This is a genomic window from Hymenobacter translucens (assembly GCF_020685205.1).
Lineage (GTDB): Bacteria > Bacteroidota > Bacteroidia > Cytophagales > Hymenobacteraceae > Hymenobacter > Hymenobacter translucens.
In genome coordinates, this window is sequence record NZ_JAJERB010000002.1 from 221678 (window position 1) to 246553 (window position 24876).

16 protein-coding genes are annotated in these 24876 nt (G+C 60.8%); 15 read left to right on the forward strand and 1 reads right to left on the reverse strand.

Going from position 1 to position 24876, the window contains the following annotated elements:
- Positions 1–27: 27 nt before the first annotated feature.
- The 9 genes from LJY25_RS04665 (at position 28) to LJY25_RS04705 (ending at position 8784) form a co-directional block, all read left to right on the forward strand.
- Positions 28–486, forward strand: coding sequence for an ATP-binding protein (locus tag LJY25_RS04665; RefSeq protein WP_227607078.1), 459 nt, complete (start codon positions 28–30; stop codon positions 484–486).
- Between the two features lie 6 nt (positions 487–492).
- Positions 493–972: an rRNA maturation RNase YbeY gene (gene ybeY / locus LJY25_RS04670; RefSeq protein ID WP_227607079.1), complete on the forward strand. Its 480-nt coding sequence runs from the start codon at positions 493–495 to the stop codon at positions 970–972.
- Positions 973–1106: 134 nt separating this feature from the next.
- The gene (locus LJY25_RS04675; RefSeq protein ID WP_227607080.1) at positions 1107–1835 is read left to right on the forward strand and encodes a GNAT family N-acetyltransferase; all 729 of its coding nucleotides are present in this window, start codon (positions 1107–1109) and stop codon (positions 1833–1835) included.
- 284 nt (positions 1836–2119) lie between these two features.
- Positions 2120–3988 carry a tRNA uridine-5-carboxymethylaminomethyl(34) synthesis enzyme MnmG gene (gene mnmG, locus LJY25_RS04680; protein WP_227607081.1) on the forward strand — a complete coding sequence of 623 codons (1869 nt, stop codon included), beginning with the start codon at positions 2120–2122 and terminating at the stop codon, positions 3986–3988.
- Between the two features lie 101 nt (positions 3989–4089).
- The gene (locus LJY25_RS04685) at positions 4090–4983 is read left to right on the forward strand and encodes a class I SAM-dependent methyltransferase (RefSeq protein WP_227607082.1); all 894 of its coding nucleotides are present in this window, start codon (positions 4090–4092) and stop codon (positions 4981–4983) included.
- Positions 4984–4988: 5 nt separating this feature from the next.
- Complete coding sequence (locus LJY25_RS04690; RefSeq protein WP_227607083.1) at positions 4989–5303, forward strand: hypothetical protein; 315 nt, start codon at positions 4989–4991, stop codon at positions 5301–5303.
- Positions 5287–6906 carry an Ig-like domain-containing domain gene (locus LJY25_RS04695; protein WP_227607084.1) on the forward strand — a complete coding sequence of 540 codons (1620 nt, stop codon included), beginning with the start codon at positions 5287–5289 and terminating at the stop codon, positions 6904–6906. The genes LJY25_RS04690 and LJY25_RS04695 overlap by 17 nt, the downstream gene beginning before the upstream one ends.
- A gap of 803 nt (positions 6907–7709) precedes the next feature.
- Positions 7710–8201 (forward strand): DUF4385 domain-containing protein, encoded by a 492-nt coding sequence (locus LJY25_RS04700; RefSeq protein WP_227607085.1) that lies wholly within the window; start codon positions 7710–7712, stop codon positions 8199–8201.
- 103 nt (positions 8202–8304) lie between these two features.
- A complete protein-coding gene (locus LJY25_RS04705) occupies positions 8305–8784 on the forward strand; it encodes a hypothetical protein (RefSeq protein WP_227607086.1) in 480 nt (159 codons plus the stop codon).
- A 197-nt stretch (positions 8785–8981) separates the two neighbouring features.
- On the opposite strand, the gene LJY25_RS04710 is transcribed toward LJY25_RS04705, so the two are convergent.
- On the reverse strand, positions 8982–10382 hold the full coding sequence (locus tag LJY25_RS04710) for an inorganic phosphate transporter (RefSeq protein WP_227607087.1): 1401 nt from the start codon (positions 10380–10382) through the stop codon (positions 8982–8984).
- A 210-nt stretch (positions 10383–10592) separates the two neighbouring features.
- Here LJY25_RS04710 and LJY25_RS04715 point away from each other — a divergent pair, with 210 nt between their 5' ends.
- From LJY25_RS04715 to LJY25_RS04740, 6 genes are all read left to right on the forward strand, one after another.
- Positions 10593–12113 carry a glycine--tRNA ligase gene (locus LJY25_RS04715; RefSeq protein WP_227607088.1) on the forward strand — a complete coding sequence of 507 codons (1521 nt, stop codon included), beginning with the start codon at positions 10593–10595 and terminating at the stop codon, positions 12111–12113.
- Positions 12114–12273: 160 nt separating this feature from the next.
- The gene (locus LJY25_RS04720) at positions 12274–15477 is read left to right on the forward strand and encodes a DUF7948 domain-containing protein (RefSeq protein ID WP_227607089.1); all 3204 of its coding nucleotides are present in this window, start codon (positions 12274–12276) and stop codon (positions 15475–15477) included.
- A gap of 152 nt (positions 15478–15629) precedes the next feature.
- Complete coding sequence (locus LJY25_RS04725) at positions 15630–18062, forward strand: efflux RND transporter permease subunit (RefSeq protein ID WP_227607090.1); 2433 nt, start codon at positions 15630–15632, stop codon at positions 18060–18062.
- 122 nt (positions 18063–18184) lie between these two features.
- The gene (ileS, locus tag LJY25_RS04730; protein ID WP_227607091.1) at positions 18185–21658 is read left to right on the forward strand and encodes an isoleucine--tRNA ligase; all 3474 of its coding nucleotides are present in this window, start codon (positions 18185–18187) and stop codon (positions 21656–21658) included.
- A 264-nt stretch (positions 21659–21922) separates the two neighbouring features.
- The gene (locus tag LJY25_RS04735; RefSeq protein WP_227607092.1) at positions 21923–22588 is read left to right on the forward strand and encodes a lipoprotein signal peptidase; all 666 of its coding nucleotides are present in this window, start codon (positions 21923–21925) and stop codon (positions 22586–22588) included.
- Positions 22589–22752: 164 nt separating this feature from the next.
- On the forward strand, positions 22753–24654 hold the full coding sequence (locus LJY25_RS04740; protein WP_227607093.1) for an ABC transporter ATP-binding protein: 1902 nt from the start codon (positions 22753–22755) through the stop codon (positions 24652–24654).
- Positions 24655–24876: the final 222 nt, after the last annotated feature.

A 24876-nucleotide genomic window follows, 5' to 3' on the forward strand; every position in this document is an offset into this window, starting at 1 on the left:
TTCAGCTCCTTTCCGCCCCCCGTATTTATGAAGCAAGTCAAAATTCAGATTCCTTCGCTCGTCGAAAACATCCGCGTGGTGGAGAGTTTTATTGACAACTCGAAGGATACGTTTCAGATCGAAGACGACATCTACGGCAACATCATGGTCGCCGTCACTGAGGCCGTGAACAACGCTGTTCGCCACGGCAACAAGTTCGACAAGGACAAAAACGTGTACCTGTCGCTCTACGTGGAGAAAGACCGGATTCGCTTTGAGGTGGAGGACGAGGGCCAGGGCTTCGACTACACCGACCTGCTCGACCCCACCGCACCCGAAAACCTGGAAAACCCCGGTGGCCGCGGCATCTTCCTGATCCGCCACCTCGCCGACGAGGTGGAGTTCACCAAGGAAGGCCGCAACGTGCAGCTCACGTTCCACCTCCACCCCGAGGGTACCAGCGCCGATACGGCTTCGGCCACGTCCGACCAAACCCTCGAAGCCTAAGCAGCTATGTCCGCCGGAGCCGACGAGATAAACGACGAACAGCAGGAGGGGCCGGACGAAGTCCACGGCATCGAGTTTTTGGTGGAGGACGTCGACTTCGAGCTGACCGACGCTGAGTACCTGACCAGCTGGATTGAGCGGATTGCCAAGGTGCACGAGCATGAAATCGTGCAGCTTACCTACATCTTCTGCTCCGACGAGTACCTGCACCGCATCAACGTCGAGTACCTCGACCACGACACGTACACCGACGTTATCACCTTCGACAACGCCGACGACGCGGACATCATTGAGGGCGACGTGTTCATCAGCGTGGAGCGGGTGCGCGAAAACGCCCAGCAGCTGGGCGTCGCCTTCCGCGACGAGCTGCACCGCGTCATGATTCACGGGGTGCTGCACCTGCTGGGCTACGCCGACAAAGACCTGCTCAGCCAGACGGCCATGCGCAAAAAGGAGGACTACTGCCTTTCCCTGCGCACGTTCTAGCCGCCGTCCGCACGTATCAGGATTGATTTCAGAGGAACGCCCGCACAACTGCGGGCGTTTTTTGTTTGTTCACGATACCACCTTCCGGGGCCGGCCGGCTTAACTGCCGGTGTTCTGATTGCTCGCTTTGCCGTATGTCCGCTACTTTATCTGAAAACCTGATTATTCCCGGCCCGGCGCTGGATTACTACCTGAGCCAGGGGTATTACCGGATGCACCAGGACCTGTTTACCTGCCGCTTCCTGCCCATCGAAGGCGAGCTGTATACCGTGCACTGGCTGCGCCTAGTGCTGCCGCTGGTGCAGTACGGCCCTGAGCAGCGCCGCCTGCTGCGGCTGAATGAGCGGTTTTCCGTTACGCTGCGGCCCTTCCGGCTCACGCAGGAGCTGGAAGAGCTGTACGCCGCCTACCTGAACAGCATCACGTTCGATGCCCCGCCCACCGTGGAGTCGTTTCTGCTCAATGGCTCAGCTCACAATGTGTTTCCTACGGGCGTGGTGGAGGTGCGCGACGAGGGCCGGCTGATTGCGGCCGGCATCTTCGACAGCGGAGCCTCCAGCCTGGCCGGCATCATGAACTTCTACCACCCCGACTACCGCCGACACAGCCTGGGCAAGTACCTGATGCTGTTGAAAATCGAGCATGCCCGCCGGCACAACCTGCTGTACTACTACCCCGGCTACGTGGTGCACGACTATCCCAAGTTCGACTACAAGCTGTTTCCCTGCCTGGCCGCTACGCAGGTTTTCGACTGCCTGAGCGGGCAGTGGCTGCCCTTCTCCTGGCCGGAAGTAGCCCGGCAGGCGGCGGAGCTGCTGGCCGACTGGCAGGAGCAGGGGCTCGATGACGCTGACGTAGGGTAAGCCAGTTGCCCCGGAAAAAGCGGATTACTGCTTATCTTTGCGCACGTTCTGAGCGAATTGCGTTTTCGCTTGGCTTACGTTCCAAAACCCGCGGCTTGTTTCCCAGGAAACGGGAGCGGGTTTTTTAACGCAGAGGTTCGCAGGGTTAAACGAGGTTTCGCGGCTAACGAAACGCTTATTCGCTGCTTTTTGTAGAACCCCTGCAGTGCTTCATTTTTACCTGGTAAAGCAGCCGGCTGAAAACGTTGCGCAACCTGTTTTAACCTCGCGTAACCTCGCGCTTTATGTTTCAGCAAGAAGAATATGACGTCATTGTAGTAGGAGCGGGCCACGCTGGTTGTGAAGCTGCCGCCGCGGCTGCCAACCTCGGCTCCAGGGTCCTGCTCGTGACGATGAACATGAACACCATCGCGCAGATGTCCTGCAACCCGGCCATGGGCGGGGTGGCCAAGGGACAGATCCTGCGCGAAGTGGATGCCCTGGGCGGACAAAGCGGCATCGTGACCGACAAAACCATGATTCAGTTCCGGATGCTGAACCGCTCGAAGGGCCCCGCCATGTGGAGCCCGCGCGCGCAATCAGACCGGATGCGCTTTGCCGAGGAGTGGCGCACGGTGCTGGAGCAGACGCCTAACGTCGACTTCTGGCAGGAGGCCGTAACCGGGCTGGTGGTGGAAAATGAAACCGTGGTGGGCGTTAAAACCCAACTGGGTATCGAGTTCCGGGGCAAGTCGGTGGTGCTGACCAACGGCACCTTCCTGAACGGCCTGATTCACATCGGCGAGAAGAACTTTGGCGGGGGCCGCGCCGCCGAGAAAGGCAGCACCGGCATCACCGAGCAGCTCAAGGAGCTGGGCTTCGAGTCCGGCCGCATGAAAACCGGTACCCCGCCCCGGGTGGACGGCCGCTCCCTGGACTACTCCAAGATGGAGGAGCAGCCCGGCGACGAGGTGCCCGGCAAGTTCAGCTACCTCGACACGCCCCGGCTGGTCGAGCAGCGCCCTTGCTACATCACCTACACCAACGCCGAGGTGCACGACATCCTGCGCACCGGGTTCGAGAAGTCGCCGATGTTTCAGGGCCGGATTCAGGGCCTGGGACCGCGCTACTGCCCGAGCGTGGAAGACAAAATCAACCGCTTCGCCGACAAGGACCGCCACCAGATCTTCGTGGAGCCCGAGGGCCGCAGCACCGTGGAGTGCTACATCAACGGCTTCAGCTCTTCGCTGCCTGAGGATGTGCAGTACAACGCCCTGCGCAAGATTGCCGGTTTCGAGAAGGCCAAGATGTTCCGACCCGGCTACGCCATCGAGTACGACTTCTTCCCGCCCACCCAGCTCCAGCTCACGCTCGAAACCAAGCAAATCAAAAACCTCTACTTCGCGGGCCAGATCAACGGCACCACGGGCTACGAGGAAGCCGCCTGCCAGGGGCTGATGGCGGGCATCAACGCCCACAACAAGGTCCACGGCAAGGCACCCTTCGTGCTTAAGCGCAGCGAGGCCTACATCGGCGTGCTCATCGACGACCTCGTCAACAAAGGCACCGACGAGCCCTACCGCATGTTCACGAGCCGGGCCGAGCACCGCATCCTGCTGCGCCAGGACAACGCCGACCTGCGCCTCACGCGCCTGGGCCACGAGCTGGGCCTGGCATCCGACGAGCGGCTGGCGCGCGTTGAGCAGAAGCTGCGCGAAACCGAGGCCGCTACCAAGCTGCTGAAGGACTTTGCCATTGAGCCGGCCGACATCAACGACCTGCTGACCACGCTGGGCTCGGCCACCATTCACGAGCGGACCCGGGCGGTAAACCTGCTGCGCCGCCCCAACGTGGAGCTGGAAAACCTGACCGGCGCCCTGCCGGCTTTGGCTGGCGCGTTGGCTGGTTTTTCGCCCGACAGCCTGGAGCAGGCCATCATCCTGCTTAAGTATGAGAGCTACATCGTGAAGGAGCACCAGCAGGCAGCCCGGGTGGGCGAGCTGGAAAACTTCGTGATTCAGGGCCGCCTCGACTATACGGCCATGCCGGCCCTCTCGCACGAGGCCCGCGAGAAGCTGCTCAAGGTGCAGCCCGAAACGCTCGGCCAGGCCAGCCGCATCAGTGGGGTGAGTCCTGCTGACGTGTCGGTGCTGATGGTGTATCTTGGCCGGTAATTCAATTAGGAATTAGGAATTAAGAATTGATGGACGATAGCAAAAGCGGCGTTTCACCAGTGGCAATTCTTAATTCTTAATTCTTAATTCAAAAAAGAAGAGTGTCCTACGAACGTTTAGATGCCTGCCCGGTATGCGGGAAAAGCGAGTTTCGCAACAAGCTGGTAGTAGAGGATAAGTCGGTGAGCAAGGAAAGCTTTGCCATTGCCCAGTGCGTGGCCTGCTCGTTTCAGTTCACCAATCCCCGCCCCGGCGTAGCCGACATCGGCCGCTACTACGAGTCGGAGGAGTATGTGTCGCACAACAGCGGGGCGGGCGGCGTTATCAACCAGGCCTACCGGGTAGCGCGGTTTTTCACGATGCGGCGCAAGGTGGCCCTGCTTAACAAGCTGGCCCCGCGCAAAGGCCGGGTGCTCGACTACGGCTGCGGGACGGGGCACTTTCTGGCGGCCAGCAAAAGCAACGGCTGGCACGTGGCCGGCGTGGAGCCCAGCGCCCGGGCCAGCACCGAAGCTACCCGCCGTGTGGGGCAGCCCATCGGCAACGACAGCTTGGCGAAATTCGAGAAAGGCACCTTTGACGCCGTTACCCTGTGGCACGTGCTCGAACACGTGCACACGCTCAATGAAACCCTGCGGGAGCTGATTGCCCTGCTCAAGCCCGACGGCGTGCTCATCATTGCGGTGCCCAACGTGGAAAGCCTCGACGCCCAGCACTACCGCCAGGACTGGGCCGCCTACGACGTGCCCCGCCACCTCTACCACTTCAGCCCCAAAACCATGACGCTGCTGCTTAAAAAGCATAAGCTTGCGGTGCGGGCGCAGCTGCCCATGCCGCTGGATGCCTACTACGTGAGCATGCTTAGCGAGAAGCACCGGGCCGAAAGGGGAGGGGGACTGCTAACGGTGCTCAAGGCCGGCTACCACTCCAACCGCTACGCGGCCCAGCACGAAAACCAATATTCGAGCCTGATCTACGTTGCCACCAAACGCTGACCGTCGTGCGCTGCCTGCTCCTGCTGCCCTGTGCTTTGCTGCTGGCCCGCCCGCTTGCGGGAAGGCAGATCAGTGGCCCGGAATCGGGGTTGGGAGTTGAAACGCGGCAGCTGAGGCCCGTTGCGCTGCGGGGCGTTTTGCCCGATACGACCAAGCCCCGCCCCGTGGTTCGGCCTGACTCTGTTCAAGCTCAGCCGGCCGCCGGCCTGACGCCCGACGAAGACGAGAAGCCGACCCGCAAGTCGGCTATTCGCATCGTGGGGGCCATTGCGCTGCTTACCCTTACTACCCTGCTGCTCTATAATGTTCGTTCGCGCTAACCTGTTGTTTCTTTTGTCCGTGGGCGGCCTGGCAGCGGGCTGTGCGGCCATCAGCTCTCCGCTCGGCGGCCCGGAAGATAAAACGGCGCCCCGGCTGGTGTCTACCTCGCCCGACAGCGCCGCCGTGAACGTGCGGCAGCAAAGCATCCGGCTGGTGTTCTCGGAACCGGTGCAGCTCAAAGACCTGAGCAAAAACCTGATTGTGGCCCCTCAGATTCCGGAGGAGAATAAGTACAAGGTGCGGGAGGAGCGCAACGCCATAACGCTGATTTACGACAAGCCCCTCGACCCGAACACCACCTACTCGTTCAACTTCCGGGATGCCATTGCCGATATCACCGAAAGCAACCTGGCCAAAAACGTGCAGCTCACCTTTAGCACCGGCCCCGTGCTCGACTCCGCTGCGGTACGCGGTACGGTGGTGGACCTGTTTTCCGGGCAGCCCGCTGACCAGGCTTCGGTGATGCTGTACCCCGAAGCCGACACGCTCAACGTACGGCGGGGGCGGCCCTACTACCTGGCCCGGACCGATAAGGAAGGGGGGTTCCAGCTTCAGAACCTGCGCAACGGCCGCTACCGCATTTACGCGCTGGCCGATAAGAACAGCAGTGGCCGCTATGACGAGGGCGAAAAAATAGCCTACCTGCCCCAGCTGCTGGCCGTCGGTCCCCGGCAGGACAGCCTGCGCCTCGTATTGGTACGGCCTGATGCCCGCCGCCCGCTGATCAGCAGTCAGCAGCCCGGTCCCACCCAGTTTCGGGTCGCGTTTCAGGAAGGCCTGCAACAGGCCACCGTGTCCGCGTTGGGTGCTCCGACCGGCGGAAGCAACCTCGCCAATGCCCTGCAGCTCACGGATAAAGGCCGGACTGTGGCTTTGTTCCGGACGCCGGCACTGGGTGAAGGTCGGTTCCTGCTGGCTACTACCGACAGCGCCGGCAACGTGAGTAGGGATACGGTAAACGTCCGGTTTCAGGGTACGGCCCCGAAGCGGCGCGCAGTTTACACCGTGGAAGGCAGCCCCCGACAGGTGTACCGCCAGGCCCCGGTGCGCTTCCAGTTTCCGGTGCCCATCCTGCTGGCGGCCAATAAGCCTTTCGGTACGCTCGTCGAAGACTCCGTTACCCGCCGGGCCCTTACCGTTCCGAAAGATGCCCAGCTGAGCTCCGACCGCACGGTGCTAGTGGTTAACCTGAATACCAAAGCCAAAAAGAGCTTCGCCATCCAGCTCGATAGTACGGCCCTGACCAGCGTCACCGGAGAGCGGCTGAGTTTGCCACCGTTCCGGGCCCGGGTCAGCGAGGAGTCGGCTACCGGCTCGTTGGCGGGCACCATCCAGACGCGCTATCCGAAGTTCCAGCTCCAGCTACTCGACGCCACCTACCAGGTGGTGGCCAGCCTCGACAGCCCCAAAGGCACCTTCCGGTTCGACAACCTTAGCCCGGCGTCCTACCGGTTCCGGGTTTTGATTGACACGGATGCCAACGGCTCCTGGCGCGGCCCTGACCCCCAGCTGCTGGTTCCGACTGAGCCCGTAGTCGTGTTCCCGGAGTCCCGGCAGGTGCGGGCCAACTGGGAAATTGAAGACATTAAGCTCAGCTTCTAGCCTTGTTTTCTGATTCGGCCCGGTCGGGGTGCCTGCTTGCGGGCAACCTGACCGGGTCCCTTGTTTTAACCCGGCTGCGGGGGCGCTGCTAGGCTATCCACATTACGTATGGCTTCTGGAAGCCCGGAAAGGGCTTTTGCCAGCGCTATCCACGAAGTTTTCCACGCCCTGCCGGCAGCCGACGGAATCTGTGGATAACGCTGGCGTAACGTGGGGATAACCCGTGGAAAAAAAGCGGATAAGTTTTCTTGCCCGGCAACCGGCCAGCACAGCCCCTTTTCTTGTCCACCCCGGTGTGGATAGCCGTGGACAACTCTCCCCGGTTTTGCCCCTAATCCACACCGGCCTCAGGCTGTGAATTGTGGATTCGTGGATAAGCCTGTGGATTGTGAATTACGTGAATAACGCTTTGAAATACAGTGTTTTATTTTCAACACACCCTGTGGATAGCCGGTGCATAAGCCCCCACTTGTACACAAGTTTTCAGCCCTGTTAATAACTCTTTTCGATTGTCCACTTGTACACAGCCCTAACGACGGGGGATTAAAAGAGAATTTTAAATTAAATCTTTTCAAAAGTTATTAACCCTGTGGAAAAACGGCCGGCCGAAAAAAAAAGAGGTGGCCCGGGAGAAATGAAAAAAGGCCGGCCGGCTCAAATCAGGCGCGGGCTTCCGGCACGCGAAACGAAAGGCCTTCCGGGCATTCTTATCCACATATCCACAGCAGGCGGAGTGGATAAGCCCGACAGTTAGCCAAAACCGGGCTTTCCAGCGTATAGGCAGCTAACTCAGCGCTGTGCCCATGCCCTTCGACTATCAGCTTGATTTCCGGCAGACCGACTTTCGCGCCCATCCCGAGTTGTACCGGGTGGGCAAGGGGGAGCAGGGGGTGCTGCTGGTGGAGCCTTACAAGTCCGAGATTCTGCCGCACTGGCGGTTTCGCACCGTAGAGGTAGCCCGGGAGTCAGCCGACACCATCTATGGCCTGTTCGAGGCCTACCTCCGGGCTCACGACTTTGTGGGCGCCGACATGGCCCGCAAGTTTCTGCAGATGGGCTACACCCGGTCGCGGCGCTATGCCAACCACAAGGGCGGCAAGAAATATGACGGTCCGGTGCCGGTTGAGCTCCGGGGCCAGAGCGGCGCCCACGGCCGGGCCGAGCTGCCGCGCAGCCCCGAGGACCCCGAAAAGGCCGCGGCTGCTGCCATCTTCAAGCAAAAGTGGGACCAGGCCCGGCAGCACCCCGACTACGTGCAGCAGCGGGCCGCGTTTGAAGCCGAATACGGAAAATGACCGTTAATACCCTGCAAGGAGCTTTGACCTGATATTTTTCGCGGGGCTGCTCCCTGAATCCCTACCTTTAACCACTCAATTCGCTCACGAAAAACATAAGCCCATGGCCACTACACAACCTAGCAGCACGGAAGAAAATGAAATCATTCTCGGCGTCGGAATGGGGCCGCTGAAGTTTGGCGCTTCCATGGACGAAGTGCGGGCCCTGATGGGAGAACCCGAAGAAATTGAGGAGTCGGAGGAGGATGACGAGTTCGAGCACCAGGCCTGGAACTACCTCGAGGAAGGCTACTCCCTGTACTTCGACCGCGAAGACGACTACCGCCTCAGCTGCATCGAAACCGACCACCCCGGCATGCGTTTGTTTGGCGAGGCTATTCACGGCCGCAGCGTCGAGGAAATTCAGGCCCTGATGAAGCAGCACGGACTGGAAACCAGCGACATGGAAAAGATGGATACCGGTGAGGTTCGGCTGTCCTACGAAAAGGAAATGATTGACATTTACTTTGATGAAGATCAACTGCAGTTCATCAACTTTGGGGTGTTCATTTCCGAAGACCTTGAGGTACAATGGCCTGCATAACCCTTACTTATCCACAAAAGACTCGTTTTTAGCTGTGGATAAGTGGATAAGTAGCTAACAACGGGGAATTTCCACTAAATAAATTCTCCAACAGCTCCTATTTCCCACAACCCTATTGTCCGTAGCCTCGTAGCCGGGGCAAGAAAAAAGCCACCCCAGGTCGGGGTGGCTTTTTGCATTTTAACTTAACTCAACGGCTAGCCCATCAGCGCCCGGAACAGCAGGAACAGCCCCCCGGACAGGAACATCGTTACGGGCAGGGTGAGCACCCAGGCCATGGCAATGTTGCGCACCATTTGCGGGTTCAGGTTCTTGATGCCGCGGTTCGCAACCATCGAGCCGGCAATGGCCGATGACAACACGTGGGTGGTCGAGCTGGGCAGGCCATAGGCCGTGGAAGCCCCGATCATCACGGCTGCTACCAGCTCCGAGGAGGCGCCCTGGGCGTAGGTCAGGTGCTCCTTGCCAATTCGCTCCCCGATGGTTTTTACGATGCGCTGCCAGCCAATCATAGTGCCGACGCCCAGCGAGGTGGACACCATCAGCAGCACCCACCAGGGAGCATAGTCGGTAAAGGTGCGCATGTTGGTGATGCTTTTCTCGTACTGCTCGCGGTCGGCCGAGCTGAGGCTGAGCTTGTTGCTGGCCATCAGTTTTTTGGCCCGGCCATTCAGCAGCAGAATGGCTTTGCGAATCCGGAACCGGTCCTGCTGGGGCAGTTGCTTTACATCGGTTTTGCCCGCGAAAATCTCGTCGAGAGCTGCCGTCTGGGCATTGATTTCAAGGAGGTTCCGCTGGTCGGCGGCGCTTAGTTCAGTAGGGTCGACTTTACTCATGACCTGCTCTACCCGGGTCAGCGACTCGCGCATGTCCAGGGGATTCAGGTCTTCGTTCAGGGCAAAGTAAGTGGGCACGATGCCGATCAGAATCAGCATAATCAGGCCCACGCCCTTCTGCCCGTCGTTGGAGCCGTGGAAAAAGCTGACCAGCGTACAGGTGGCAATCAGGATCAGGCGAATCCACAGGGGTGGGGGCTTGCGCTTGTGCGGCTCCTTGAAGATGGCCTTGTTGCGCACAAACCGCCGCAGGATAAACATCAGCACGATGGTGAGCGAGAAGCCGAACAGCGGACCGATCAGCAAAGCCAGGCCCGTCTCGCCGGCTTTGCCCCAGTTCACGGCCGACTGAGAGCCCGGCAACAGGGAAAAGGCAATGCCCACGCCGAGAATCGAGCCGATGAGGGCGTGGGAGCTGGAGGCCGGAATGCCGTAGTACCAGGTGCCCACGTTCCAGATAATGGCCGCCAGAATCAGGGCCCCGACCATGGCCACGCCGTGGTACACGTTCTGATCCACCAGGCTTTCCACCGGGAGCAGGTACACGATGCCCATGGCCACCGCAATACCGCCCGAGAACACCCCGATGAAGTTCCAGAAAGCCGACCACACCACCGCTACCCAGGGACGCAGCGTGTTGGTGTAGATAACCGTGGCGACGGCATTGGCCGTATCGTGGAAGCCGTTGACGAACTCAAAGGCGCAGGCTGCAACTAGGCAAAGCAGCAGCAGCAGCAGGAGTTGAGGCTCTAAGCCAAACATACAAGGGGGAATTAGGAGAATAGGAAAGGGATGGGGACCCCAAAGGTAGAGTTACCCAAAAGCAGGGCAAGATTATGAAATTGTTACGGCTGAAGCGCCTGCCCCGGCTTTGCTTGCGCTTAACGCAGCCGGCGCGAACAGGTTAACTCCGGTTCTGCTCCCGGCCAAAGGAGCCGCCGGCCTATAGTGCTTTGTGCTACTTTTGCCGGCATGAGCAACGCCCCGCAGAAAAACAGCGCTACCGCCGAAGGCACCCTGGCCGAAATCGTGTCGCACGCCAAGGAATATGGTTTTGTATTTCCCTCCTCCGAGATTTACGATGGCCTGGCCGCCGTGTACGACTACGGCCCCAACGGCGTCGAGCTGAAAAACAACCTCAAGCAGCTCTGGTGGCGGGCCATGACCCAGCTCAACCAGAACGTGGTCGGCATCGACGCGGCCATCTTCATGCACCCCACCACCTGGAAGGCTTCCGGCCACGTCGACGGCTTTTCCGACCCGCTTATCGACAACCTCGACAGCAAGAAGCGCTACCGGGCCGACGTGCTGCTGGAAGAAAAGGCCGCCGAGTACGAAAACAACGGGGAGAAAGCCCGGGCCGAGACCCTGCTGGCCGAAATGGGCCGCCTGCTCACCGCCGAGGATCTGGTGGGCGTCAAGCAGCTTATCATCGACGAGAAGATTCTCTGCCCGATCAGCAAAACCAGCAACTGGACCGACGTGCGCCAGTTCAACCTGATGTTCTCGACCCAGATGGGCGCGGTAGCCGAAGGTTCCAGCGAGATTTACCTGCGCCCCGAAACGGCCCAGGGCATCTTCGTCAACTTCCTGAACGTGCAGAAGTCGGCCCGGATGAAGGTGCCGTTCGGCATCGCCCAGATCGGCAAGGCCTTCCGCAACGAGATTGTGGCCCGGCAGTTCATTTTCCGGATGCGGGAGTTTGAGCAGATGGAGATGCAGTTTTTCGTGCGCCCCGGCACCGAGGGCGAATGGTACACCACCTGGAAGGAAACCCGCCGCCGCTGGCACGAAGCCCTGGGGTTGCCGGCCGACAAGCTCCGCTTCCACGACCACGAAAAGCTGGCCCACTATGCCAAGGATGCCGTCGACATCGAGTATGAATTCCCGTTCGGCTTCAAGGAAATCGAGGGCATTCACTCCCGCGGCGACTTCGACCTAACCCAGCACCAGCAGTACAGCCGCAAAAAGCAGCAGTACTTCGACAACGACGTGAACCCCGAGACGGGCAAGCCCTATGGCAATTACGTGCCCTACGTGGTGGAAACCTCCGTCGGTGCTGACCGGCTGTTCCTGGCTACGCTCTGCCAGGCGTATCAGGAAGAAACCATTACTGAGGGCGAAGGGGAGGAGCAGAAAACCAAAACCCGCAAGCTGCTGCGCCTGCACCCGGCCGTGGCGCCCATCAAGGCAGCCATCTTTCCGCTGGTGAAAAAGGACGGCCTGCCCGAGAAAGCCAACGAAATCTTCAACTCCCTGCGCCACGACTTCCGCCTGGTGGTGGAGGAAAAGGACTCCATCGGCACCCGCTACACCCGTCAGGACCTGATCGGTACGCCTTTCTGCATTGCCGTAGACTACCAGACGCTGGAAGACCAGACCGTGACGGTGCGCCACCGCGACTCCCGGGAACAGACCCGCATGCCTATTGCCGACCTGCGCGCCTACATCGGCGAAGCGGTGAGCTTCGGCCGAATCTTCGAGCAGCTGTAGAACTGTAGCTTCCTCGGTTTTACCCCTATATCTGATTTCTCCAATCCCGATCAGCAGCCGCTGTCGAGGTTGGAGAAATTCTGTTTTTGGTGGTTTAGCCCGGTTTAGCCTTATTTACAAGCTGATACCTTTTGTTTTCACCCCTTATTATTTCCACCCTATGCCTCATTTTACTTTGTCTGAGCGGCGGCTTACCGGCTGGTCGTCCGTGTTGGGAGTAGTCGGGCTGCTGGCGGCCAGCCCGGCCATTGCGAGCAGTCCATCCGAAAAAGTGGTTGGTCCCGGGCCAACCCGCAGTATGGAGTTTGTGGTGAACCGCAACCAGTGGCCCAAGCACGTGCTCTTCGCCACCGATGTGCCCGGCGGCCGCCTCATTATGGAAAAGGGCCGGCTGATGCAGGCCCTCTACGACGTGAAAGCCGTGGAGGAGCTGCACGAGCAGGGGCCCGACGGCAAAGACCATCTGGTGAAAGCCCATTCCTACTCTGTCACGTTTGTCGGCGCCAACCAGCAGGCAGCCGTTCGCGGCACCCACGAAACCGGCCAGCACACCAACTATTTCCTGGGCAGCGACAAAAGCAAGTGGGCCAGCAAGGTGCCCTCCTTCGAGGAAGTACGCTACGAGCAGCTGTACCCCGGCACCAGCCTGCGCTTCTACACCCGCGACGAGCACCTGGAGTATGACTTTGAGCTGGCGGCGGGGGCCGATGCCAGTCGCATCCGGCTGCGCTACGACGGGCAGCAGCAGCTGCGCATCGTCGAGGGCACCCTGCAGATCCGCACCTCGGTGGGCACCGTAACCGAGCAAAGCCCGGTGGCCTACCAGCTGGTGCAGGGCCGGCGCGTACCCGTGCCCTGCCGCTACGTACTGGGCGCCGGCAACGTCGTTTCTTTTGCCTTTCCAAAAGGCTATAACCACGCCCAGCCCCTGGTAATTGACCCGGTGCTGGTTTATTCGACGTTCACGGGGTCGTTTGCCAGCAACTACGGCTACACCGCCACCTACGACGACCAGGGCAACCTCTACGCCGGTGGTATTGTGTTCGATGTGGGCTTCCCCATCAGCGCCGGCGCCTATAATCTCAACTACGAAGGGTCCGTCGACTACGGCATCATGAAGTTCGACCCGGCGGCTACGAACCGGATTCTTTCGCGCAAGTACGGCACGTACGTGGGCGGCAGCAGCGGGGACCATCCGCACAGCATGGTAGTTGACCCGGCCGGCAACCTTATTATCCTGGGCTCCACGGCCTCCACCAACTTTCCCACTACGGCCACGGCCTTCGACCGGACTTACAACACCGGCACCTGCGACATCGTGGTGTCCAAGCTCAGCGCCGACGGCTCCCAGCTGCTGGCTTCCACGTTTCTGGGCGGCTCGGGCGCCGATGGGCAGCTCAACGGCGCACTGGACCAGAACTACAACGACAACTACCGCGGCGACGTCACCACCGACGCGCAGGGCAACATCTATCTGGCCTCGTTTACTGAATCCAACAATTTTCCCGCTCAGAACGGCTTTCAGATGACCAAGGGTGGCGGAACCGACGGCGTGGTGGTAAAGCTGAACCCGAACATGAGCAGCCTGATCTGGAGCAACTTCCTCGGGGGCTCGGGCGAAGACGCGGCCTACTCCGTGCAGGTCGACAGCACCGGCACCACCTTCGTGGGTGGCGGCACCAACAGCACCAACTTCCCTGGTACCAGCGGGGGGCTGCACCCCACCTCCCGGGGCGGCATCGACGGTTTTGTAGCCCGCATTGCGCCTTCCGGCAACGACCTGTTCCAGTCTACCTACCTGGGTACCAGCGCCTACGACCAGGCCTATTTTGTTCAGCTCGACCGCCGCGGCGACGTGTATGCCTACGGCCAGACCCTGGGAAGCTACCCGGTTTCGACCGGCGTATACTCCAATCCGGGCAGCCGCCAGTTTCTGCACAAGATCAACCGGGCCCTGACTTCTACCTTCTTTTCCACGGTGGTGGGCAATGGCACAACCGGTACGGGCCTGAATCTGTCGCCCACGGCGTTTCTGGTCGACAACTGCGGGCAGATCCTACTGTCGGGCTTCGGGGGCAACATTGCCAACATGCCCATCACGCCCGATGCCATCCAGACCGGCGCCACGGGTACGTCGGGCCAGTTTGGCTACCACTACATCATGCAGCTGTCCCCCAACGCCGGCCGGCTCGTGTACGGCACCTACTTCGGCAACGGCGGCAGCCACGTGGACGGCGGCACTTCGCGCTTCGACAAAAAAGGCATCATCTACCAGTCGATGTGCATCAGCGGCCCGGGTCTGCCCGTGACACCCAATGCCTGGTCGGCAGTAAGTGGGGGCGGCTACAACAACGCCGCGTTCAAGATCGACATTCTGAAGCTCGTTCCGGACTTTGTGCAGTCGAACACCCCGGCCGGGAGCCGGCTGCGCACCGGCTGCGCCCCGCTTACGGTATTCTTCCGCCGCCCGGCCGCCACGGGCACCAACGTGCAGTGGGAGTTTGGCGACGGAGGTACCTCTACCTCTACCGGCACCGTGACGCGGACGTACGCGACGCCCGGACGCTACTTCGTGCGGCTGACCGTGTCGGACGTGAACAGCTGCCAGCCCCCGGTTTCGGCCGTGGATACCATTGACGTGTTTGGCTTCCCCACCGCCGCCGCCGGGCCCGACAAGAGCATTTGCCAGGGTACTTCGGTGCAACTGGCCGCCCTCAATGCCCTGGCCGGCAACACCTACACCTGGTCGCCGGCTACGGGCCTGAGCGGCACCTCCGGCCCCATCGTGACGGCCTCTCCGGCCGTTACCACCACTTACTACCTCGATGCTACCACCGTGAACGGCTGCTCCCGCCGCGACACCGTGGTGGTGACCGTGGTGCCCAAGCCCCAGGTGGCGCTGTCGGCCAGCACGCTCAATGAGTTTACCAACAAGGACATCACCTTCACCAATACCACCCTCGGGGCTACCACGTACCAGTGGAACTTTGGCGACGGCGAAACCAGCACGGCGGCGGCACCTACCCATTCCTACGCCCGGCCCGGGGAGTACCGGGTCCGCCTCACGGCCAGCGCCGGGGTGGGCTGCCTGGAGTTCAAGGAGCTGCTCATTACCATCCGGCAGTTTGAGCTGCCCAACGTCATTACCCCCAACAATGACGGGCTGAATGACACGTTCAAGCCCTTCGTGGCCTTCCAGCCGGTCGACATCAAAGTGTTTAACCGCTGGGGCAAGCAGGTGTACGCCCAGGAAAACTACCTCGAAGGCTGGGGTAAGGAAGGCACGCCGCCCGGCATCTACTACTACCAGCTCGTCAGCAGAACCGGGGAAACCTGGAAGGGCTGGGTGGAAGTAGCCCGCTAACGCCGCCTCGTTTGCTTTTAAAGGCTCCGGCACTGCGCCGGAGCCTTTTTTCGTGGCGTAACCCCTTGGCAAGGGGAGAAGCGCCGTTAAGAACAGCCCGGCGCAATGCCAGTGCGTCTTTCCGTAACTTTGCCCAATTTTAACAGCGGCCCATGTGGAGTAAACTTGCGCTTTTCATTATCAAGCACCGTGGGATTCTGATCCTGTTCCTGGCCGCTATTACCGCCTTTATGGCCTGGAAAGCCAAGGATGTGGAGATGACCTACGACTTTGCCCAGGTCGTGAGCCCGGACGACCCGGACATGGTCTACTTCCAGAACTTCAAGAAGACCTTCGGCGAGGATGGCAACGTGCTCGTGCTGGGCCTGCAGGACAGCAGCATCTACCGCCTCAATAACTTCCGGGAGCTGCGCGCCCTCACCGACACGCTGACCGGCGTGAAAGGCGTAAACGGGGTGCTGTCGGTGACCAAGCTGCCGATGCTGGAAAAAGACACCGCCACCCAGCGGTTCAAGGCCACGCCCATTTTCCGCCGGTTTCCCACCACCCAGCGCCAGCTCGACAGCCTGATGCGGGTCGTCAACTCCGTGGAGTTCTACAAGGGGCAGCTCATCAGTCCCACGGGCGCCACGCTGCTGGCCCTGACCATGGACCCGCAGTACCTGAACTCGTCGCGCCGCCAGGCCGTGATGAATGAGATTCTGGCCCACGCCGACCGGTTCAGCAAGAAAACCGGCATCCGTCTGCACTACGCCGGCCTGCCCTACGTGCGCTCCACCATGACCAGCAAGGTGGCCAGTGAGATGAAGTTCTTCCTGATCCTGGCCATGCTGGTGACCGGGGCCACGCTGCTGATGTTCTTCCGGACCTGGTCGGCGGTGGTCGTGCCCCTGCTGGTGGTGTTTGTGGCCGTTATCTGGTGCGTGGGCTCCATCGTGCTGCTGGGCTACAAGATCAACCTGCTCACGGGCCTGATTCCGAGCATTCTCATCGTCATCGGCATTCCCAACTGCACCTACCTGCTGTCCCGCTACCACTACGACTACCGCAAGTCCGGCAATCAGGTGCTTGCCATGACGCGCGTCATCCGCAAGATCGGACTGGTCACGCTGATGAACAACACGACCACGGCCATCGGCTTTTTCGTGTTCTGCTTCACCAACATCGCCATTCTCTACCAGTTCGGGCTGGTGGCCACCATCAATATTTTCCTGGCCTTTGTCATCTCGTTTATCCTGATTCCGGCGGTTTTCACGTACCTGCCGCCCCCCACGCCCAAGCAGCTTGAGCACCTCGACGCCACCATGCTCACCAAGCTGCTCGAGTTTTTCGAGCACCTTGTCCTGGAGCGCCGGGGCACGGTGTACGTTTTGGCTTTGGCCATGGCTGCCATTTCGGCCCTGGGCATTATGCGGGTGCACTCGGTGTCGTACATGGTCGATGACCTGCCCAAGGACAGCTCGGTAAACTCGGACCTGAAGTTTTTTGAGCAGCACTTCAACGGCGTGATGCCCCTGGAAATCGTGATTGACACGGGCAAGAAGCGTGGCATTCTGAAGCAGAAGAACCTGGAGCGGATCGACCGGTTCGAGGCCTTCCTGCGCACCCAGCCGGTGCTGACGACCCCGGTGAGCATCGTGACGGCGCTGAAGGCTGCTACCCAGGCGTTCTACAACGGCAACCCGGCCTACTACCGCCTGCCCGACAACTCCGAGCGCAATTTCGTGCTGAGCTACCTGGCCCGCTCTCAGAAAGCCGCCGCGGCCGACTCTACCCAGCCGGTCGGCACGGCGGCCAAAGCCCCGCAGGACCAGATGGTCGCCAAGCTGCTGCGTTCCTTTTCCGACTCCACCGGCCGGCAGGCGCGCATCTCCCTGAAGATTGCTGACATCGGCTCCCGCAACCTGGACACGCTTATTTCCCGGCAGATCAATCCCCAGATCAAGCAGATTTTCGGGGGCACCGACATGAAGGTGCGCCTGACCGGCACCACCATTCTGTTCACCAAGGGCAACGAGTTCCTGATTAACTCCCTCAAGGAAAGCCTGCTCTGGGCCTTCGGGCTGGTCGGGCTGGTCGTGCTGATTTTGTTCCGCAGCTTTCGGGCCGTATTCTTCACGCTGTTGCCCAACTTCTTTACCCTGATCCTCACCGGCGGCCTGATGGGTTTGTTTGGCATCCCGCTCAAGCCCAGCACCGCTTTGATCTACTGCATTGCCCTGGGCATCGACGGCGACAACTCGATTCACCTGCTGGCCAAGTTCCGGCAGGAGCTGGCCATCAACGGGCAGCGGGTGCGCGAAGCCATATCCGTTACCCTGCGCGAGGCCGGAACCAGCATGATCTACACCAGCATTGTGCTGTTCGTGGGCTTCAGCATCTTTGCCTTCTCAGAGTTTGGTGGCACCAAGGCCCTCGGCCTGCTGATGTCAGCTTCCCTGCTCATTACCAACTTTTCCAACCTGATTCTGTTGCCTGCCCTGCTCGTCACCTTCCATCCCGGCAACAAGGAGCAGCAGCCCAACAAAGCCCTGCTCAAGCACTACGACAAGCTCTATCAGGAAGACGAGGATGAAGTAAAGTAGGTCTTAGGGCTTAGGAACTTAGGTCTTAGTGTTCATGCTCTCTGGATAGTCCTCCCAGGCATCAGAACCTAAGGCCAGTCGTCCTAAGTCCTAAGCCCTAAGTCCCTAAGACCTAAAGAAAAATGAACTACCCCGAATACAAGCAGCCGCTCAACTACGGCCAGGTCGGCACCGATATCCTGGCGTGGTGGAAGCAGAACGGCATCTTTGAGAAGAGCGTGAGCAGCCGCGAAGGGCAGCCCACGTTCGTGTTTTACGAAGGCCCGCCTTCGGCTAACGGCGCCCCCGGCATCCACCACGTGATGGCGCGCACCGTGAAGGACATCTTCTGCCGCTACCAGACCCTGCTGGGCAAGCAGGTGAGCCGCAAGGGCGGCTGGGACACCCACGGCCTGCCCATCGAGCTCCAGGTGGAGAAAGAGCTGGGCATCACCAAGGAGGACATCGGCAAGAAAATCAGCATCGAGGAGTACAACCAGCGCTGCCGGGAGACTGTCATGCGCTTCAAAACCCAGTGGGACGACCTCACCGAGAAAATGGGCTACTGGGTGGACCTCGACGACCCTTACATCACCTTCGAGCCCGAGTACATCGAAAGCTGCTGGGCCCTGCTCAAAAAGCTCTACGACAAGGGCCTGCTCTACAAGGGCTACACCATCCAGCCGTATTCCCCCGCCGCCGGCACCGGTTTGTCGTCGCACGAGCTCAACCAGCCCGGCACTTACCGCGACGTGAAAGACACGACCATCGTGGCCCAGTTCAAGGTGAAGCGCGACGAGAAGTCGGAACAGCTCTTTTCCGGTGCCGACGAGGCCGAAACGTTTATCCTGGCCTGGACCACGACGCCCTGGACGCTGCCAGCCAACACCGGCCTGGCCGTGGGACCCAAGATTCCCTACGTGCTGGTGCGCTCCTTCAACCCCTACACCTACGCCCCCATCCGGGTGGTGCTGGCCGAGGCGCTGGTAAGCCGCTACTTCTCCGAAAAAGGCAAGGATGCATCCTTCGACGACTTCAAGCCCGGCGACAAAGTGCTGCCCTGGCGCATTGAACGCCAGTTTAAGGGCGCTGATCTGGTTGGCATCCGCTACGAGCGGCTGTTCGGCCACGACAAGGGCTTCCCGGCCTTCGAAGGGGAGGAGCGGGCTTTCCGCGTCATCCCCGGCGACTTTGTGACCACCGAGGACGGCACCGGCATTGTGCACATTTCCCCCACCTTCGGCGCCGACGACTTCCGGGTGGCGCAGCAGAACGACGTGCCCGCGCTGATCGTGCTGGATGCCGACGGCAAGCCCACGCCCATCGTGGACCGCACCGGCCGCTACGTGCCCCAGATGGGTGAGTTCGGCGGCCGCTGGGTGAAAAACTACGACGGCCACGACCAGTCCGGCGCCGACTACAAAACCCTCGACGAAAGCATTGCCATCCGCATGAAGGGCGACGGCACGGCCTTCAAGGTGGAGAAGTACGAGCACACCTACCCGCACTGCTGGCGCACCGACAAGCCCGTGCTCTACTACCCGCTGGACTCCTGGTTTATCAAGACCACCGCGGTAAAGGACCGGCTCATCGAGCTCAACAAAACCATCAACTGGAAGCCCGAAAGCACCGGCACCGGCCGCTTCGGCGACTGGCTGAACAACCTCGTCGACTGGAACCTGAGCCGCTCCCGGTACTGGGGCACGCCCCTGCCCATCTGGCGCACCCAGGACGGATCCGAGGAAATCTGCATCGGCTCCATTGCCCAGCTCAGCGCCGAAATCGACAAAGCCGTGGCCGCCGAGGTGATGACCCACAACCCGTACCAGCTGGTGGATGGCTCCTGGCTGATGGCGGATAGCCCTTCGTCGGACGAAAATCCAACAACCAACAACCAACAACCAGCAGCTAAAGCCGACCTGCACCGGCCCTACGTCGACGACATCTTCCTGGTGTCGCCTTCCGGGCAGCCCATGTACCGCGAGACGGACCTCATCGACGTGTGGTTTGACTCCGGCGCCATGCCCTACGCCCAGTGGCACTACCCGCTCGAAAACGGGGAGCAGTTCCAGAAAAACTTCCCGGCCGACTTCATTGCCGAAGGCGTGGACCAGACCCGGGGCTGGTTTTTCACCCTGCACGCCCTGGCCGTGATGCTGGAAGACTCCGTGGCCTTCAAGAACGTGATGGCCAACGGCCTCGTGCTGGCCAAGGACGGGCAGAAGATGAGCAAGCGCCTCGGCAACGCCGTGGACCCGTTTGCCACCCTCGAGCAGTACGGTCCCGACGCCACGCGCTGGTACATGATTGCCAACGCCCAGCCCTGGGACAACCTCAAGTTCGACCTGGCCGGCATCACGGAGGTGCAGCGCCGCTTCTTCGGCACGCTGTTCAACACCTACTCGTTCTACGCCCTCTACGCCAACCTCGACGGCTTCCAGGCTTCGGAAACGGACCGCGTGCCCCACGCCGAGCTGAGCGAGCTGGACCGCTGGATCCTGAGCAAGCTGCAGTCCCTGATCCTCGAGGTGCGGGGCCATTACGACGCCTACGACCCCACCAAGGCGGCCCGCGCCATCCAGGATTTCGTAACCGACCAGCTCTCCAACTGGCACGTGCGCCTCTCGCGCCGCCGCTTCTGGAAGGGCGAGCTGACCACCGATAAGCGCGCCGCCTATGAAACCCTGCACGAGTGCCTGGTAACGGTAGCCCAGCTCATGGCGCCCATTGCCCCGTTCTTCGCCGAATGGCTCTACAAGAACATGACCGACGGTCTGCGCGAGCAGGCGGTGGCCGGCAACACGCCGTTTGCGCCCGAATCCGTCCATCTGACGCTACTTGTGCAGGCCGATGAGGCTCGGATCGACCAGGCCCTGGAAGAGCGCATGGAGCTGGCCCAGCGCATCTCCTCGCTGACCCACTCCCTGCGGAAAAAGTCGGTGCTGAAAGTGCGCCAACCCCTGCAGCGCATTCTGGTGCCGGTGCTCAACGATACCACCCGGGAACAGGTAGGCAAGGTCGAAGACCTGATCTGCGCCGAGGTGAACGTGAAGCACGTGGAGTTCCTCGACGATACCAGCGGCGTGCTGGTGAAGTCGGTGAAGCCCAACTTCAAGCGCCTTGGTCAGCAGTACGGTGCCCGCCTCAAGGCCGTGGGTGCCCGCATCCAGCAGATGACGGCCGAGGAAATCAGCACCCTCGAAAAGACCGGTCAGCTGGCCGTGGAAGTCGAGGGGCAGCCGGTAACCCTGGCCCCCGACGACGTGGAAATCCGCACCGACGACCTGCCCGGCTGGCTCGTGGCCACCGACGGCGGTCTGACTGTAGCTCTCGACGTGACCCTGACCGACGAGCTGCGCCAGGAAGGCGTGGCCCGGGAGCTGGTAAACCGCCTGCAGAACCTGCGCAAGGACAGCGGCCTGGAAGTGCAGGACAAGATCCGCGTGACCCTGGGCCAGCAGCCCGAGCTGGAAGCCGCCGTGCAAAGCTTCGGCGACTACATCCGTGCCGAGGTACAGGCCCTGGCCCTTGACTTCGCCCCCGAAATCAGCGGGGGCTCGGTATTGGAATTTGATGACTACAGCGTGCCGGTTCAGCTGAACGTTGCAAACGGCTGAGTTTGAAGCGCCAACCGGTTTCGGAAACGAGCCGGTTGGCACTCCGGCGTACAAACGGTTTCCGAAGGCCCCGGATTCGGCTTAAAAGGGCACAAAACACCCCTCAGAACATATACCAACGGCATCCAAGCCGGGTTGAGCCTGAGGCGGACAAAGTCTAAAATTCTGCGTCACTTTGTGCTGCGGGAGAGAAGCGGCCCGGTGGCTGACACTACGTCAGGCTCCAAACCTGTTCTTCTCACCATTAACCCTCACTTCTCAGAAATGAAGTACTGGAAATACTACCTGGTGGCGCTGTTGGTCATCCTTATCGACCAGCTCTCGAAGTGGGCGGTACACCACTACATGCAGCCCGGAATGGCCGGTGAAATCCCGCTCATCGGCGACTGGGCCAAGCTCCACTACACCCTGAACCCCGGTATGGCATTTGGCGTGGAGCTGCCGCCGCCCTACGGCAAGGTGCTGCTGACCAGCTTCCGCATTCTGGCCATGTTCGGCATCAGCTACTACATCTACTACCTCTGGAAGCGCCGGGCTGTGTCGGGACTGCTCTGGTCGGTGGCGCTGATTCTGGGCGGGGCCATGGGCAACCTGGTAGACTCGATTTTCTACGGGATTATCTATGACAACGCCCCGTTTGGCGCGCCCACGCCGTGGTTTCACGGTCAGGTAATCGACATGCTGTACCTCGATCTGTACGAAGGCTTCCTGCCCGCCAGCTGGCCGTTGGTGGGAGGGATGCACCTCTCGCTCTGGCCTATCTTCAACATTGCCGATTCCGCCATTTTTATCGGCGTAGCCCTGATTCTGCTCAACCAGACCCGCTTTTTCCAGACCCAGGACGACGACGCTGTTGCCAAGCCCCTGCCCGCCGAAGATCCGGTGGCGGCTCAGGCCCGGCGCGACGCCGAAACCTCGGAGCTTGCCTGATTGAAACTCGTTTCTGAATGCCCAGACGGCCGGCTGATTTGCTCAGCCGGCCGTTTTTGTACGCCGAGCGGTGGTTTCAGCGGCCCAGTCATAGCCGCGGCGGGCTGATTCTGAAAGCCCCGTATCTTTACCCGTGGCCGAATGCGCCGCTAAACCCGTTTCCCGTGTCCGCACCCCTGCTTTCCGCCCGCAACCTGACCATCGACTTTCGCTCCCACCGCGGCGACGTGCGGGCCGTCAACGACGTGTCGTTTGACCTGCACCGGGGCGAGACGCTGGCCATTGTGGGCGAGTCGGGCTCAGGCAAAAGCGTGACGTCGCTGGCGCTGATGGGGCTGATTCCAATGCCGCCCGGCCACGTCTCGGGGGGCACCGCCACATTTCAGTCGGAGCAGTTCGGGGCCGTGGATTTGCTGACCCTGCCCGAAAAGCAGCAGCAGCAGGTGCGGGGCAACGAGATTTCGATGATTTTTCAGGAGCCGATGACGTCCCTGAACCCGGTGTATACCTGCGGTAGCCAGGTGGTGGAAGCCCTGCGGCTGCACACCGCCCTGGACGCGAAGCAGGCCGAGGCGCGCACCATCGAGCTGTTTGCCCAGGCCCAGCTGCCCCGCCCCGAGAAGATCTTTAAAGCCTACCCCCACGAAATCAGCGGGGGCCAGAAGCAGCGGGTCATGATTGCCATGGCCATGGCTTGCAACCCCGACATCCTGATTGCCGACGAGCCCACCACCGCCCTCGACGTGACGGTGCAGGCCCGGATGCTCCAGCTCATCGACGATTTGCGCCGCCAGCACAATACCGCCGTGCTGTTCATCACCCACGACCTGGGCGTGGTGGCCGAAATTGCCGACCGGATCATGGTCATGTACCGGGGCCGCGTCGTGGAGCAGGGCCGGGTGCTCGACATCTTTACGAACCCCCAGCACCCTTACACCAAAGGGTTGCTGGCCTGCCGGCCCAAGCTTTCGGTGGGCAAGCAGCGCCTCCCCGTCGTAGCCGACTTCATGACCGAAGACGCGGCAGGTCAGCTGATTGAGGTCCCGGCCCAGGGTATTCCGCTAACGGATGAGAACTCCTCGGAGGCGGTAGCTCAAGAGTTACGCAATACTTCCGAGACCACCAAAACGTTCCCCGTGGAACATTCTGAGCGGGTTTTCGTCGAGCCAGGCTCCGCCGTAGAAGCCGGTTCCGCCGGGCCGAAGCCGGGTGCTGGTGCTTCAGGTGAGGCACCTCTGCTGCGGGTAAAGGACCTGCACGTGCACTTCCCGATTCGCAAAGGCTTCTTCAACCGCACTACCGAGTTCGTACGGGCTGTCGACGGCGTCAGCTTCGACATTCGGCGGGGCGAAACGGTAGGGCTGGTTGGCGAGTCGGGCTGCGGCAAGACCACGCTGGGCCGGGCGCTGCTTCGCCTGGTGGAACCAACCTCGGGGAGTATTCTGTTCGAAGAAACGGATCTGGCGGCTTTACCGGCCGGGGAGCTGCGCAGACGGCGCAAGGACTTCCAGATGGTGTTCCAGGATCCCTACGCGGCCCTCAACCCGATGATGACGGTAGGAGAGGCCATCCTGGAGCCGATGCGCGTGCACAACGTGGGTGGCAGCCGCCGGGAGCAGAAGGACCGGGTGCTGGAGCTGTTGCGCACCGTAGGTTTGCGCGAAGACCACTTTCTGCGGTATCCGCACGAGTTTTCCGGGGGTCAGCGCCAGCGCATTTGTATTGCGCGAGCCCTGGCTCTCCAGCCCAAATGCATTATCTGCGACGAGTCGGTGTCGGCGCTGGACGTGTCAGTGCAGGCGCAGGTGCTCAACCTGCTCAACCAGCTTAAGCGTGACTTCGGCATCACCTACCTGTTCATCACCCACGACCTGTCGGTAGCCCGGTTTATGTCGGACCGCCTGCTGGTGATGAGTCAGGGCAAAATCGTGGAAAGCGGCCTGGCTGCCGAAGTCTACGCTAACCCGCAGCACGAGTACACCCGCACGCTGCTGGCGGCCATTCCCAAAGATGAGCCCGCCGATATCGTAGCGGCCGAAGCCCGTCGGGCCGCAGCAACGCGCTAACCTGAACCTGCCGTGGCGGGCGTGGGCCAGAGCTTCCTTTGCCGTAAAGCCTGGTTGACTATTTATCCGTTTCTCTATCTGGAAATCACCGTTATCTAAGCCAATACCCCGTATCCATCTGTTTGCGCATATAGTTCTTATCAGATTTAATCCGTATACTACCCTAACGTCTGTTCCGAGCTTTTTCGGTGCTCACCCAAACCCGGCCGCAGTGGCCGCGTT